At 64.2% G+C, this 14,825-nt stretch carries 13 protein-coding genes; 8 read left to right on the plus strand and 5 right to left on the minus strand.

Annotation, left to right across the window (positions count from 1 at the left end):
* The first annotated feature begins 4 nt into the window (after positions 1 to 4).
* Positions 5 to 1,258: a serine hydroxymethyltransferase gene (gene glyA / locus RTI28_RS16490; RefSeq protein ID WP_316921441.1), complete on the plus strand. Its 1,254-nt coding sequence runs from the start codon at positions 5 to 7 to the stop codon at positions 1,256 to 1,258.
* 187 nt (positions 1,259 to 1,445) lie between these two features.
* Here the strand turns inward: glyA and yjiA are convergent, their stop codons facing one another.
* The 3 genes from yjiA to RTI28_RS16505 form a co-directional block, all read right to left on the minus strand.
* Positions 1,446 to 2,426 (minus strand): GTPase, encoded by a 981-nt coding sequence (gene yjiA / locus RTI28_RS16495; protein ID WP_316921442.1) that lies wholly within the window; start codon positions 2,424 to 2,426, stop codon positions 1,446 to 1,448.
* Positions 2,427 to 2,514: 88 nt separating this feature from the next.
* Positions 2,515 to 2,712, minus strand: a complete 198-nt coding sequence (locus RTI28_RS16500) for a YbdD/YjiX family protein (RefSeq protein ID WP_028944033.1) — start codon at positions 2,710 to 2,712, stop codon at positions 2,515 to 2,517.
* A 15-nt stretch (positions 2,713 to 2,727) separates the two neighbouring features.
* Positions 2,728 to 4,794 (minus strand): carbon starvation CstA family protein, encoded by a 2,067-nt coding sequence (locus RTI28_RS16505; protein WP_316921443.1) that lies wholly within the window; start codon positions 4,792 to 4,794, stop codon positions 2,728 to 2,730.
* Positions 4,795 to 4,977: 183 nt separating this feature from the next.
* Here RTI28_RS16505 and RTI28_RS16510 point away from each other — a divergent pair, with 183 nt between their 5' ends.
* The 4 genes from RTI28_RS16510 (at position 4,978) to RTI28_RS16525 (ending at position 9,686) form a co-directional block, all read left to right on the plus strand.
* Positions 4,978 to 5,343: a PilZ domain-containing protein gene (locus RTI28_RS16510; protein WP_316921444.1), complete on the plus strand. Its 366-nt coding sequence runs from the start codon at positions 4,978 to 4,980 to the stop codon at positions 5,341 to 5,343.
* Positions 5,344 to 5,606: 263 nt separating this feature from the next.
* Entirely contained in the window at positions 5,607 to 7,127 is a 1,521-nt protein-coding gene (locus tag RTI28_RS16515; protein WP_316921445.1) for a nucleobase:cation symporter-2 family protein, read from the plus strand.
* 175 nt (positions 7,128 to 7,302) lie between these two features.
* Entirely contained in the window at positions 7,303 to 8,871 is a 1,569-nt protein-coding gene (locus tag RTI28_RS16520; RefSeq protein WP_316921446.1) for a tyrosinase family protein, read from the plus strand.
* 2 nt (positions 8,872 to 8,873) lie between these two features.
* Complete coding sequence (locus RTI28_RS16525; protein WP_316921447.1) at positions 8,874 to 9,686, plus strand: DUF2182 domain-containing protein; 813 nt, start codon at positions 8,874 to 8,876, stop codon at positions 9,684 to 9,686.
* A 61-nt stretch (positions 9,687 to 9,747) separates the two neighbouring features.
* On the opposite strand, the gene radA is transcribed toward RTI28_RS16525, so the two are convergent.
* Positions 9,748 to 11,118 carry a DNA repair protein RadA gene (gene radA / locus RTI28_RS16530; protein WP_316921448.1) on the minus strand — a complete coding sequence of 457 codons (1,371 nt, stop codon included), beginning with the start codon at positions 11,116 to 11,118 and terminating at the stop codon, positions 9,748 to 9,750.
* 168 nt (positions 11,119 to 11,286) lie between these two features.
* On the opposite strand from radA, the gene mscL reads away from it, so the two are divergent.
* A complete protein-coding gene (gene mscL, locus RTI28_RS16535) occupies positions 11,287 to 11,700 on the plus strand; it encodes a large-conductance mechanosensitive channel protein MscL (protein WP_316921449.1) in 414 nt (137 codons plus the stop codon).
* Between the two features lie 153 nt (positions 11,701 to 11,853).
* Here mscL and RTI28_RS16540 read toward each other — a convergent pair whose 3' ends face one another.
* Positions 11,854 to 12,630, minus strand: coding sequence for a ferredoxin--NADP reductase (locus RTI28_RS16540; protein WP_316921450.1), 777 nt, complete (start codon positions 12,628 to 12,630; stop codon positions 11,854 to 11,856).
* Between the two features lie 245 nt (positions 12,631 to 12,875).
* On the opposite strand from RTI28_RS16540, the gene RTI28_RS16545 reads away from it, so the two are divergent.
* The gene (locus RTI28_RS16545; protein ID WP_316921451.1) at positions 12,876 to 13,580 is read left to right on the plus strand and encodes a LuxR family transcriptional regulator; all 705 of its coding nucleotides are present in this window, start codon (positions 12,876 to 12,878) and stop codon (positions 13,578 to 13,580) included.
* Between the two features lie 85 nt (positions 13,581 to 13,665).
* The gene (locus RTI28_RS16550) at positions 13,666 to 14,790 is read left to right on the plus strand and encodes a methyltransferase (RefSeq protein ID WP_316921452.1); all 1,125 of its coding nucleotides are present in this window, start codon (positions 13,666 to 13,668) and stop codon (positions 14,788 to 14,790) included.
* The last annotated feature ends 35 nt before the right edge of the window (positions 14,791 to 14,825 follow it).

Genomic DNA, 14,825 nt, shown 5'->3' on the forward strand with positions numbered 1-14,825 from the left:
CGCCATGTTCAGCCGTGATTTGACCATTGCCAAGTACGACGCCGAGCTCTTCGAAGCCATGCAGCAGGAAGCCCAGCGCCAGGAAGAGCACATCGAGCTGATCGCTTCGGAAAACTACACCAGCCCAGCCGTGATGGAAGCGCAAGGCTCGGTTCTGACCAACAAGTACGCCGAAGGCTACCCAGGCAAGCGTTACTACGGTGGTTGCGAGTACGTCGACGTGGTCGAGCAACTGGCCATCGACCGTGCCAAGGAACTGTTCGGCGCCGACTACGCCAACGTCCAGCCGCACGCCGGTTCGCAAGCCAACGCCGCGGTCTACCTGGCCCTGCTGCAGGCCGGCGACACCATCTTGGGCATGAGCCTGGCCCACGGCGGTCACCTGACCCACGGCGCTGCCGTGAGCTCGTCGGGCAAGCTGTACAACGCCGTGCAGTACGGCATCGACGGCAACGGCCTGATCGACTACGACGAAGTCGAGCGCCTGGCGGTCGAGCACAAGCCGAAGATGATCGTTGCCGGTTTCTCGGCCTACTCGCAGGTCCTGGACTTCGCCCGCTTCCGCGCCATCGCCGACAAAGTGGGTGCCTACCTGTTCGTCGACATGGCCCACGTTGCCGGCCTGGTTGCCGCTGGCGTGTACCCGAACCCTGTTCCGTTCGCCGACGTGGTCACCACCACTACCCACAAGACCCTGCGTGGTCCGCGTGGCGGCTTGATCCTGGCCCGTGCCAACGCCGACATCGAGAAGAAGCTGAACTCCGCAGTCTTCCCGGGCGCCCAGGGCGGCCCGCTGGAGCACGTGATCGCCGCCAAGGCCATCTGCTTCAAGGAAGCGCTGCAGCCTGAGTTCAAGGCTTACCAGCAGCAAGTGGTGAAGAACGCCCAGGCCATGGCCAGCGTGTTCATCGAGCGTGGTTTCGACGTGGTGTCCGGCGGCACCCAGAACCACCTGTTCCTGCTCTCGCTGATCAAGCAGGAGATCTCTGGTAAAGATGCCGACGCCGCCCTGGGCCGCGCCTACATCACCGTGAACAAGAACTCCGTCCCGAACGACCCACGTTCCCCGTTCGTCACCTCGGGCCTGCGCTTCGGCACCCCGGCCGTGACCACTCGCGGCTTCAAGGAAACCGAGTGCAAGGAACTGGCCGGCTGGATCTGCGACATCCTCGCCGACCTGAACAACGAAGCGGTGATCGACGCCGTTCGCGAGAAGGTCAAGGCCATCTGCAAGAAGCTGCCGGTCTACGGCAACTGATTCAGGGCTGAACTGAAAAAACCGATGCCGGGTGACCGGCATCGGTTTTTTTATGGGACATCGGTTCTGGCCCTGTTGCGCAGAACCCGTAGGAGCGCGGCTTGCCCGCGAAGGCCTGCAAAGCAGGCCCATTCGGGACCGCTACGCGATCCTTTCGCGGGCAAGCCGCGCTCCTACGGGGATAACGTCAGGCCCGAAGATCGCGACCCAACGCCGCGAACCCCGCCCGGATCTTGTCTTCCGGCAACTCATCGGCAATGAACACCATCACGCTCTCACGCGCCTCGCCCTCGGCCCACTCGGTATCCCAGTCGAAGCCATACAGCTTCAGCACGCCCTGGAACACCAGGCGCCGCTCCTCGCCGGCGATGTTCAGCACGCCCTTGTAACGCAGCAACTGCTTGCCATGCGCCTCCAGCAGCGCGTTCATGAAGTCGCTGAGGCGATCGATATCCAGCGGCGTTTCCGTGCGCAGGACCAGGCTGGAAATGCGGTCCGGCGTGCTCGTCCCGGTGACAGGCCGCAGGAGCATCCCGCCGCCCAGGTCGGCATTGAGATTGAAGCCGCGCACATCCAGCAATTCGGCCAGGTCGATACGGCCATGCTCCACCACCCGTACCGGCGCGCGGCGGTTGATCCGCCCCAGCCGCGCGGTCAGTGCCTCGACCGTGGCCTCGTCCACCAGGTCGGTCTTGCTCAGCAGCAAGCGGTCGGCGAAACCGACCTGGGCCTGGGCGATGGCCTGGGTCAGGTGCAGCTCGGCATGCGCGGCATCGACCAGGGTGATGATGCCGTCGAGGATGTAGCGCTCGCGCAGTTCCTCGTCGATGAAGAAGGTCTGCGCCACCGGCGCCGGATCGGCCAGGCCGGTGCACTCGATCACCAGGCGGTCGAAGGCGATCTCGCCGCTGTCCAGGCGCTCCAGCAGGAGGAACAGGGCCTTGGTCAGGTCGGTGTGGATGCTGCAGCAGACGCAGCCGTTGGCCAGGGTCATGACCTCGACCGGCGCGTCGCCGAGCAACTGGCTGTCGATGCCGGCATCGCTGAATTCGTTTTCGATGACGGCGATTTTCAGGCCGTGCTCGGCCTTGAGGATATGCCGCAGCAAGGTGGTCTTGCCGGCACCCAGAAAGCCGCTGAGCACGGTCACGGGAATGGGGGAATGCACGCGGGAAATTCTCCTGACGCTGAAAATGACTGTGGGAGCCCGGCGCACCGGACTCCCACAGGTGTGTCACTGACTCAAGCGCGGCCTTTCAACAGCACTTGGGCCCACCCTTGCCACCGTAACGGGCTTCCTGGCGTTCGCGGAAGAACGCCTCGTAGCTCATCACCGGTTTGTCCGGGTGCTTGGTCTGCATGTGCTCGACATAGTTGTCGTAGTCGGGCATGCCGACCATCAGGCGGGCTGCCTGCCCCAGGTACTTACCCAGTCGACCCAGGTCGTTGAACATGTTTGCAGTCCTCGATCATGCGTCCGGCAGAGCCTGGAACGGGGTTTCCTTGTCGCTGCGCTCTTTCTTGCCGAGGGCGGCATAGCCGACCTTGAGCGCGAAGAACAGCACGCTGAAGACCACGACCAGGAACAGCACGGTCAGGGTCGCGTTGGTGTAGGCGTTGAAGATCACGTGCTGCATCTGCCCGATGTCCTTGGCCGGCGCCAGGACCTGACCGGCTTCCAGCGCGGTGCTGTACTTCTTGGCCAGGGCCAGGAAGCCCACGGCCGGGTTCGGGTCGAACAGCTTGATCAGGCCGGCGGTGGTGGTGCAGATCAGCAACCACACGGCCGGTACCAGGGTGACCCAGATGTAGCGCTGGCGCTTCATCTTGATCAGGACCACAGTGCCGAGCATCAGGGCGATACCGGCGAGCATCTGGTTGGAGATGCCGAACAGCGGCCACAAGGTGTTGATGCCGCCCAGCGGATCGATCACGCCCTGGTACAGCAGATAGCCCCAGAGTGCCACGCAACCGGCGGTGGCGAGCAGGTTGGCGCCCCACGACTCGGTACGTTTCAGCGCCGGGACGAAGCTGCCCAGCAGGTCCTGGAGCATGAAGCGGCCGGCACGGGTACCGGCGTCCACCGCGGTGAGGATGAACAGCGCCTCGAACAGGATCGCGAAGTGGTACCAGAAGGCCATGGTGTTTTCACCCGGCAGCACCTGGTGGAGGATCTGCGCGATACCCACCGCCAGGGTCGGCGCACCGCCGGCACGGGCCAGGATGGTGTGCTCGCCGATGTCGCGGGCGGTCGCTTCCAGTTGTTCCGGGGTGATGCTGAAGCCCCAACTGCTGACGGTCTGCGCCACCGACACGACGTCGGCACCGACCACCGCCGCCGGGCTGTTCATGGCGAAGTACACGCCCGGCTCGATCACCGAAGCGGCCACCATGGCCATGATGGCGACGAACGACTCCATGAGCATGCCGCCGTAGCCGATGTAGCGGGCGTTCACTTCGTTGTCCAGCAGCTTCGGCGTGGTCCCCGAGGAGATCAGCGCGTGGAAGCCGGACACCGCGCCGCAGGCGATGGTGATGAACAGGAACGGGAACAGGGTGCCTTTCCACACCGGACCGGTGCCGTCGGTGAACTGGGTCAGCGCCGGCATTTTCAGCTCGGGGGCGATGATCAGGATGCCGATGGCCAGGCCGACAATGGTGCCGATCTTGAGGAAGGTCGACAGGTAGTCACGCGGCGCCAGCACCAGCCACACCGGCAGCACCGCGGCGACGAAGCCGTAGCCCACCAGCATCCAGGTGATCTGCACACCGGTGAAGGTGAACGCCGGGCCCCACACCGGATCCGCGGCGATCTGGCCCCCCAGCCAGATCGACAGCAGCAGCAGGACCACGCCGATCACCGAGATCTCGCCGATATGCCCCGGGCGGATATAGCGCATGTAGATGCCCATGAACATCGCGATCGGGATGGTCGCCATGACCGTGAACATGCCCCATGGGCTTTCCGCCAGGGCCTTGACCACGATCAGCGCCAGCACCGCGAGGATGATGATCATGATCAGGAAGCAGCCGAACAGGGCGATGGTTCCGGGAATCCGGCCCATCTCCTCGCGCACCATGTCGCCCAGGGAGCGGCCGTTGCGGCGGGTGGAGAGGAACAGCACCATGAAGTCCTGCACCGCGCCGGCCAGGACCACACCGGCGATCAGCCACAGGGTGCCGGGCAGGTAGCCCATCTGCGCGGCGAGCACCGGGCCGACCAGCGGGCCGGCGCCGGCGATGGCAGCGAAATGGTGACCGAAGAGGATGTGCTTGTTGGTCGGGACATAGTCCAGGCCATCGTTGTTGAGCACCGCGGGCGTGGCCCGGCGCGGGTCCAGTTGCATCACCTTGGTGGCGATGAACAGGCTGTAGTAACGGTACGCGACCAGGTAGATCGCCACCGAGGCGACGACAATCCACAAGGCATTGATGGCTTCGCCACGCCGCAGGGCAACCACCCCGAGCGCGCAGGCCCCTAGTACTGCCAGCGCCAGCCAGGGGATATGGCGGGCCAGGCTATTATTGTTGTTCATGGTTCGCTTCCAGCTAGTGGATAAAAGATAGCCCCCGGAGTCTAGCGAGACTCACTGGAAAGGCCAGCCCCAACGTTGGTCTAGAGCCTCCAGAGCCCATGGCCACCACGCAAGATTGCGCCCCTCGGCAGACGCTGGCAAGGGCTGCGCTATAGTTCACAGGTCCCCCCCGGAGGCCTGAACATGAACGAGCAAAACGACCGTCGCCGCTTCAAACGCATTGCCTTCGACGCCCCCACCGAATTGATCCAGGGTGCCCGGCGCTGGCCGGTCGAGCTGATCGATATTTCCTTCAAGGGCCTGCTGGTCGAGGCCCCCGCCGCCTGGGACGCCGACGGCGAGCAACCCTTCGAGGCCGAAATCCACCTGGACCAGGACGCGAAGGTGGTGATGCAGGTGCAACTGCGCCATCTGGACAACGCGCAACTGGGTTTCGTCTGCCTGTATATCGATATCGTCTCGATGGAACATTTGCGCCGCATCGTGGAGCTGAACCTGCCTGACCGCACCGAGTTGATGCGCGAACTCCACGAATTGATCGAAGTTTAAAAACTTTTAGCCTGCTATCGATTCACCCGGCCCCGCCTTTCCTGTCCACCTCGACAGCTTTTTTCGCGCTGTACACGGTTTTTTCGTCGCCGTGATACAGCGCGCCCGCCTACTTGGAACGATTGATGCACAGTATAAAAGGCCGAATCAATGGCCCTACTGTTTCTGAGCTAATCGATAAATTGTATACAATTGTGCTGGCAATCGAATGCACTGAGTGTCTACAGTAGCGCCACAACAATAAAACAGAGACCCATGCTCCCATGAACACGTCCGCATCCAGCACGTCTCCAGCGCAACGTCCCGAGGACGAGAACCTCGGTCTCGGCGCCAACCTGGCCTATGGTCTGCAACACGTCTTGACGATGTATGGCGGTATCGTCGCCGTACCCCTGATTCTCGGCCAGGCGGCCGGGCTGACACCGGCGGAGATCGGCCTGCTGATCGCCGCGTCGCTGTTCGCCGGGGGTCTGGCAACGCTTCTGCAAACCCTCGGCCTGCCGTTCTTCGGCTGTCAGTTGCCGCTGGTCCAGGGTGTCTCGTTCGCCGGTGTCGCGACCATGGGCGCGATCATCAGCACCGAAGGCGGCGGTGGCCTGCCGGGCGTGCTCGGTGCGGTCATGGCGGCGTCGTTCATCGGCTTCCTGATCACCCCGATCTTCTCGCGCATCACCAAGTTCTTCCCGCCACTGGTGACCGGTATCGTCATCACCACCATCGGCCTGACCCTGATGCCGGTCGCGGCACGCTGGGTGATGGGCGGCAACAGCAAGTCGCCGGACTTCGGCAGCATGGCCAACATCGGCCTGGCGGCGCTGACCTTCGGTATCGTGCTGGCCCTGAGCAAGCTCGGTAGCGCGGCGATCTCGCGGCTGTCGATCCTCCTGGCGATGGTCATCGGTACCCTGATCGCCTGGTCGCTGGGCATGGCCGACTTCAGCAAGGTGATGGAAGGCCCGCTGGTGGCGCTGCCCTCGCCGTTCCACTTCGGCATGCCGACCTTCCACATCGCGGCGATCCTGTCGATGTGCATCGTGATCATCGTGACCCTGGTGGAAACCTCGGCGGACATTCTCGCCGTCGGTGAAATCATCGACACCAAGGTCGATTCGCGCCGCCTCGGCGACGGCCTGCGCGCCGACATGGCGTCGAGCATCCTGGCGCCGATCTTCGGTTCCTTCACCCAGAGCGCCTTTGCCCAGAACGTCGGCCTGGTCGCCGTGACCGGGGTCAAGAGCCGCTACGTGGTCGCCACCGGCGGGGTCATCCTGGTGGTCCTCGGCCTGCTGCCGATCATGGGCCGGGTGATTGCCGCGGTGCCGACCTCGGTCCTCGGTGGCGCTGGTATCGTCCTGTTCGGCACCGTGGCCGCCAGCGGTATCCGCACCCTGTCCAAGGTCGAGTACAAGAACAACATGAACCTGATCATCGTCGCCGCCTCCCTGGGCTTCGGCATGATCCCGATCGCCGCGCCGAACTTCTACGATCACTTCCCGCGCTGGTTCGAGACCATCTTCCACTCGGGTATCAGTTCCGCTGCGATCATGGCCATTGCCCTGAACCTGCTGTTCAACCACCTCAAGGCCGGCAACTCCGACCAGCAGTCGGTGTTCGCTGCCGGTTACGAGCGCACGGTGGTGTACTCCGATATCTCCGCCCTGCGTGATGGCGACTACTTCAAGGACGGCAAGCTGTTCGATGCCGACGGCAAGGAAATCCCGATGGTCACCGAAGGAGAACATGGCGGAACAGGCTCGCGACGATCAGCCGTCGCCGAACACTGACGACACGCCAGACCCCCGGGGGCCGATGCGCAAGCATCGGCCCCTTTTCATTGATTGGCGCGCGCACATTTCCTTCAACAATCCGACGGAGCGATATGGCACTGTGCCTTTACCGGTCTATCGTCATCGGGCCGATATGGAACACCACCTCACATGGAACAGGGAGAGCGTGAACATGACTTATGTGCGCAAGGATTTGTGGAACCTCGGCGAGACCTGGAACCCGACGCTGCTGTGGTATGCGAAGGCCGTCCGCGAGCTGCAGTCGCGTCCGCTGAACGACCCCACCAGCTGGCGTTTTCTCGCCGCGATCCATGGCTTCGACGCGAGCATCTGGGAAACCGAAGGCTATTACGACAAGAAGGTCGACAAACTGCCGAGCCTGAAGGACCGCGAGCTGTACTGGAACCAGTGCCAGCACCAGTCCTGGTACTTCCTGCCGTGGCACCGTCCGTACCTGCTGTCCTTCGAGGAGATCGTCCGCGCCGCGGTGGTCAAGCTCGGCGGCCCGGCTGACTGGGCCCTGCCGTACTGGAACTACGACGAGTACCAGACCCGTCCGGAAACCCTCGGACTGCCGGAAGAGTTCTACAGCGAAACCCTGCCCGACGGCACGCCGAACCCTCTGGCGCTGCCGGTAGTGCTGCGCTTCGGCTCACAGAAGGACGGCATCATCCGACTGAACCCGGCAAAGCTCGATCTGACAGCCGCATTCAACGAAGACCAGTTCACCCGCAAGGAGAATGGCGGTTCTCCTGGCTTCGGTGGCCCGTCTACCGGCTTCAACCACAACGCCGGCCATCCCAGCGGCCTGCTGGAATCCAGCCCGCACAACTTCGTGCATACCATGGTCGGTGGCGACAACGGCCTGCCGGTCAAGGATCCGGCTTTCCGTGCGGGGCTGATGTCCGATCCGGACACCGCCGGCCTCGATCCGGTGTTCTGGCTGCACCACGCCAACATCGACCGTCTCTGGCAGATCTGGCTGAACCGCGACCCGAGCCACCACAACTCGACCAAGCCCAAGTTCGTCGATGGTCCACCCCTGGGCCGCCCGTTCATCCTGCCGACGGTGAACGGCGAAAGTCGCTTCTGGAAGGTCCATGAAACGCTGGAGCTCAAGGATCAGCCTTATACCTATGAAAGTTTCTATGACCCGGTACCGAAGGCACCGCAAGAAAAACTGGCAGCAGCGGCATTCGTCGCTCAACCGACGGTAGCGGCCGTGGACGAACCCGAAGTCGAAGTCGAACTGATCGGCGCCAACAGTGACACCTTGAAGCTGGTGGGACGCAAGGGCGATACCAGGGTGCATCTGGACAAATCGGGGCTGGCCAAGGTATCCCGACGTCTCGCGGCCAAGAGCCTGGTGGCGGAGAACGCCATCGCGCCCAAGCATGAGCGGATCTTCCTCAACCTGGAAAACATCCGTGGCCAGCGCAACGCGGTGCTGATCGACGTCTACGTCAACCTGCCGCAAGGCGAGCAACCGGACGCGCATCCGGAACTGCACGCGGGTTCGGTCTCGCTGTTCGGCGTCTCGTCGGCCAGCGACGTCAACACCAGCCACGGCGGCAGCGGTCTCAGCGCTTCGCTGGAGATCACCCAGGTGATCGAGGTGCTGCGCCAGGGTGGCGACCTGGATCTGGCCCACCTGCAGGTCAGCCTGTTCCCGGACCAGAACCTGTTCGACGGCGATGACATCACGGTCGGCCGCATCAGCATTTACCGCCAAGGCGAGTGACGATGGATGTCAGGCTGACCACCGCCTGGCTGCACAGCCCCTGGCCGTGGCTGGCGACCGCCAGCCTGGCCGGGTGGGCCGCATTGGTGGCGGCGCCGACACAATCGGCGCTGCCCGACTTCTGCGGGTCCATCGCCGGCGTGCTCTCCGCGCTGGGCTGGCGCGGCGTCACCCAGGCGCTGTCCCTCGATCCGCTGGGGCTGCTGCTGGCCTGGTGGATGATGCTGCTGGCGATGATGCCGCCCCTGTTGGCCGCGCCCCTGGACTACCTGTGGCAACGCAGTCTGCCACGGCGCCGTCCGCTGGCCGTGGCGCTGTTCCTGTGCGGCTACGTACTGGTGTGGAGCCTGGCCGGCCTGCTGCTGACCGGGCTGTCCATCGGGCTGAAACTACTCACGGGCGACAACGGCGGATACGCGGCACTGTTGGCACTGGGAGTCGTCCTGTTCTGGCAGGCGACACCGGTCAAGCAACAGGCGCTGAACCACTGTCACTACCTGCCACGGATTTCCGCGTTCGGCTGGGCCATGGTCCGCGACTGCCTGCGCTACGGGGTGGTCAAGGGCAACTGGTGCATCGCCGCCTGCTGGCCGTTGATGTTACTGCCGATGCTGGTGGAGCAAGGGCATTTGCCGCTGATGCTGGTCGGCATGCTCTGGCTGGTGCATGAGCGCCAACGCCTGGGGCGCCAGGCGGCATGGCGCTGGCCGTTACCCTTGCCTCAGCGCCTCACCATCGCGACCTCGCCACAGCTGACGAAGTACCGCTCCAGCCGCAGCAAACCTGTCGCCGCCAGCGTCCCCGCCAGGCGGTGAACCTGCAACCAGGCCCGCGGACAATCGTCGCGGGCCTGCGCGCGGGCAGGCCCTGCTCCGCTCACTCCTCGAACAGCGCGTCGAGGGCTTGTTCCAGACGGGTTACGGCGATCACCTGAAGACCCGCCGGCGCCTCCTTCGGCGCGTTGCCCTTGGGCACGATGGCGCGCTTGAAGCCGTGCTTGGCCGCTTCCTTCAGGCGCTCCTGGCCGCTCGGCACCGGCCGCACCTCGCCGGACAGACCGACTTCGCCGAACACCAGCAGGCCCTGGGACAGCGGCCGGTTGCGCAGGCTCGACATCACGGCGGCGAGCAGGGCCAGGTCGGAGGCGGTCTCCAGCACCTTGACCCCGCCGACCACGTTGAGGAACACGTCCTGATCGTGGGTAGGAATGCCGCCGTGGCGGTGCAGGACCGCCAGAAGCATGGCCAGGCGGTTCTGGTCCAGGCCCAGGGTGACCCGTCGCGGGTTGGCCAGATGGCTGTCGTCCACCAGCGCCTGGACCTCCACCAGCATCGGCCGGGTGCCTTCCCAGGTGGCCATGACCACGCTGCCCGGTACCGCCTCCTGAGCCCGGGTGAGGAAGATCGCCGACGGGTTGGAGACTTCCTTCAGGCCACGGTCGGTCATGCCGAACACGCCCAGTTCGTTGACCGCGCCAAAGCGGTTCTTCACCGCGCGCAACAGGCGCAGGCGGCCATCGGACTCGCCCTCGAAATACAGCACGGTGTCGACCATGTGCTCCAGTACCCGCGGACCGGCCAGGGCGCCTTCCTTGGTCACGTGGCCGACGAGGAAGATCGCCGTGCCGCTCTGCTTGGCGTAGCGCACCAGCAGCGCGGCGCTCTCGCGGACCTGAGCGACGCCGCCGGGGGCGGATTGCAGCTGCTCGGTGAAGATGGTCTGGATCGAGTCGATCACCATGACCTTGGGTTTTTCGCTGCGCGCGGTGGCGATGATGCTTTCGATGCAGGTCTCGGTCATCACCCGCAACTGATCCAGCGGCAGGCCCAGGCGACGCCCGCGCATCGCCACCTGCTGCTGGGATTCCTCGCCGGTGACGTACAGCGCCGGCATGCGCGTGGCGATATGGCAGAGGGTCTGCAGGAGGATGGTGGACTTGCCGATGCCGGGGTCGCCGCCGATCAGCACCACCGAACCGTCCACCAGGCCGCCGCCGAGAACGCGGTCGAGCTCGGCGCTGGCGGTGGAGAAACGCGGGATCTCCTCGATGGAGACCTCGGCGAGGGTCTTGATCTGCGCCTGCTGCCCGGCCCAGCCGGTACGCCCGCTGGGCGCTGCGGCGCCGCCGCTCTCGATCATGGTCTCGGTCAGGGTGTTCCAGGCGCCGCACTCGCCGCACTGGCCGGCCCATTTGGGAAAGGTCGCGCCGCACTCGGTGCAGCCGTACAAGCGCTTGGCCTTGGCCATGGGCAATCTCCTGGAAAAAGTCGCCATGATAGCCGCCGTGCCGGGACGGGTGCCAATCGCGACAAAACCATTGGCTATGAGCGCGGTCATTTGCAGTCGACGCAGCGCATGAAGCGGCCGGCTGAATTACACTGCGTTGACCCTTTCAATTGTTACAAGGAATAAACCATGGGCCTGATCAGTGAATTCAAAGCCTTTGCGGTCAAGGGCAATGTCGTCGACATGGCCGTCGGTATCATCATCGGCGCGGCGTTCGGCAAGATCGTTTCATCTTTTGTCGGCGATGTGGTGATGCCGCCCATAGGTTTGTTGGTTGGCGGAGTGGACTTCAGTGACCTGGCGATCACGCTGAAGGCCGCCGAAGGCGATGCGCCGGCGGTGATGCTGGCCTATGGCAAATTCATCCAGACCATCATCGACTTCGTGATCGTGGCCTTCGCGATCTTCATGGGTGTGAAAGTGATCAACCGGCTGAAGCGTGAAGAAGCAGTGGCACCGTCCGTACCGCCGGCGCCTACTCCGCAGGAGACCTTGCTGACCGAGATTCGCGATCTGTTGAAGGCTCAGAACAACAAGCCTTGAGATTTTTGGGGCCGCTATGCGGCCCTTCGCGGTGGTTCGTCACACGACAAGCCGCGCTCCTACAAAATCCGCGTATCCGCGCTGCACTGGTAGGAGCGTGGCTTGTCGTGTGACGAACCACCGCGAAGGACCGCAAGGCGGTCCCAATGACTCTCACCAGTAAGTCTCGACCGCCACCTGCCCCGGCCGCCGGCTCAGGCTCAGGTTCAACTCCCTGGCCTTCAGCACCTTGCGCGTATCGTCGATCATCTCGGGGTTGCCACAGAGCATCACCCGCGAATGCTCCGGAATCAGCTCCAGTCCGGCCGCCCGCTCCAGTTCGCCGTTCTCGATCAGCGTGGTGATCCGCCCGTTCAGCGCCCCCGGATGCTGCTCGCGGGTCACCACCGGAATGAACTGCAGCTTGCCGGCGTATTCCGCCAGGTAGTCGCGCTGCTCCAGGCCGGCGATCAGGTCCAGATAGGCCAGCTCGCGGGCCTCGCGCACCGAATAGACCAGCTTGATCCGCTCGAAGCGCTCCCAGGCCTCGAAGTCCTGCAGGATCGAGAGGAACGGGGCGATCCCGGTACCGGTCGCCAGCAGCCACAGGTCGCGGCCGTCGACGAAGCGATCGAGGGTCAGGTAGCCGAACGCCTGGCGGTCGATCAGCAGTTCGTCGCCTTCGCGCAGGCGACTCAGCTCACTGGTGAACTCGCCGCCCGGCACCACGATGGAATAGAAGTCCAGGTGCTCGTCGAACGGTGACGACACCATCGAATAGGCGCGCCAGACCACGCTGCCATCGGCCTTGGTCACGCCCAGGCGGGCGAACTGGCCGGCGCGAAAGCGGAAGCCGGCATCGCGGGTGGTGCGCAGGCTGAAGAGGCTGGGGGTCAGCGGCTGGACATCGAGGAGGGTTTGGCGGGTGTATTTCTCCGCGCTGGCAGTCATGGTTCGCTCCACAAATCGGGTGCGCCCAGTGTCGCGCAAAGCCATCAGAATAAACACCGCCGGTTTGTAGGCCTTGTGTGAAAAACCTCAGCGCACGGCAAACAATCCGTTACATCAACTATCCTTCGTCGGCCATGACATAGGTCAACTTATAGCGAAAAAAACCAATCGCACTGTAGGACAATTCCTATACTGACAAAGCCGCAGCGGAAAACTTGGATCCATGCACAGGGAGCAACCCGTCAATGCCGCACTGGAAGCAAGAGCAGCTCGAAAGCCTGATCGGCGAACGGGATCCTGAGCGCATCTTCGAAACCGCGCTGTCCCTGGCCGAGCAGTTGGGCATGGAATACCTCGGCCTGGTGGTGCAGAGCCAGGCGAGCGGCCTCACCCCCCAGTACCTGATGTACAACAACTTCTCCGCCGAGTGGAATGCGTTGTACCAGGAGCGCAACTACCTCACCCAGGACCCGACCTTCCACCATTGCCGTCACTCGCTGATCCCGCTGCTGTGGGAAGACGCGGTGTTCGAACAGACCCCGCAACTGCGCGAAGAGGCCAAGGCCAATGGCCTCACCCATGGCTGGAGCCAGGCCGCCCACGATATCCGTGGCAACAACAGCGTGCTCAGCCTGGCGCGCAGCGAAAACGCTATCAGCGTAGCCGAGTTCTATGACAAGACCGGCCAGGCCCTGTGGCTGTGCAATGTCATGCACACGGTCATGCTCGAATGCATCAATCCGCTGCAACCCAATGGTTTCGGCCTGTCCGAACGCGAGCGCGAAGTGCTGAAATGGTCCGCCGCCGGCAAGACCGCCTCGGACATCGCCTGCATCCTCACCCTGTCGCAGAGCACGGTGAATTTCCATATCCGCAGCGTCATTTCCAAGATGCACGCCAACAACAAGGCCGGCGCCGTGGCCATCGCCGCCATGCACGGACTGCTGTGACCCCGCTAGACCGCAAAGCCCTGTAGAATCGGCGCCTGTCTGTCACTGCCCGGCAGTGCACACCCATGCCCCAGAGCCTCGACCCATGCCTTTGCTGACCAGCCCCTTCGCCCACCTCGACCTGATCCGCCAGCCCGACTACGCCAACGATCCCCTGCAAGCCTTCGACGCCGCCGACGAATACCTGCTGGAACACCTGGCCGAGCAGGACCTGCCCGTTGGTGCCCGGGTGCTGGTCCTCAACGACAGTTTCGGCGGCCTGGCCATCAGCCTGCGCGAGCGCTTCGCGGTGACCAGCAGCGGCGATTCCTTCCTCGCTCGCCTGGGCCTGGAAAAGAACCTGCCGCGCAACGACCAGCCCTGGGACAGCGTGCCCTTCGTGCCGGCCAGCGCGCCGTGCCCGGGACCGTTCGACTACGTCCTGGTGCGGGTGCCGAAGACCCTGGCCTTGCTCGAAGAGCAGCTGATTCGCCTGCAAAGCCAGCTGGCGCCGGGCGCCCGCGTGGTCGCCGGGGCGATGATCAAGCACCTGCCACGGGCCGCCGGGGATCTGCTGGAACAGTACATCGGGCCGATGCAGGCCTCGCTGGCGCAGAAGAAGGCGCGCCTGCTGGTCGCCACCTTCGAGGCGAAGGCGCCCGCGCAGTCGCCCTACCCGACCCGCTACCGCCTGGACAAGCCGGCCCTGGAGCTGGTCAACCATGCCAACGTGTTCTGCCGCGAAGGGCTGGACATCGGCACCCGCGCGTTTCTCCCGCACCTGCCGCGCAACCTCGGCAGCGCCCGCGTAGCAGACCTCGGCTGCGGCAATGGCGTGCTGGCGATCGCCAGTGCCCTGGACAACCCGCAGGCGCACTACACCCTGGTGGACGAATCCTATATGGCGGTGCAGTCCGCCATGGAGAACTGGCGTGCGGCCCTCGGCGAGCGGGAGGCGGAGATCCACGCGGCGGACGGCCTGGACGGGCAGCCGGCGAACTCGCTGGACGTGGTGCTGTGCAACCCGCCGTTCCACCAGCAGCAGGTGGTCGGCGACTTCCTCGCCTGGCGCATGTTCCAGCAGGCCCGCGAGGCGCTGGTGGTGGGTGGGGCGCTGTATATCGTGGGTAACCGTCATCTGGGTTATCACACCAAGCTGGCGCGCCTGTTCCGCGGGGTGGAGCAGGTGGCGGCGACGCCGAAGTTCGTGATCCTCAAGGCCCGGAAATAAAACGCGAAGAAATTGCGCTGCTTCTTGTAGGAGCT

The sequence above is a fragment of the Pseudomonas sp. zfem002 genome, from assembly GCF_032621685.1.
Lineage (GTDB): Bacteria > Pseudomonadota > Gammaproteobacteria > Pseudomonadales > Pseudomonadaceae > Aquipseudomonas > Aquipseudomonas japonica.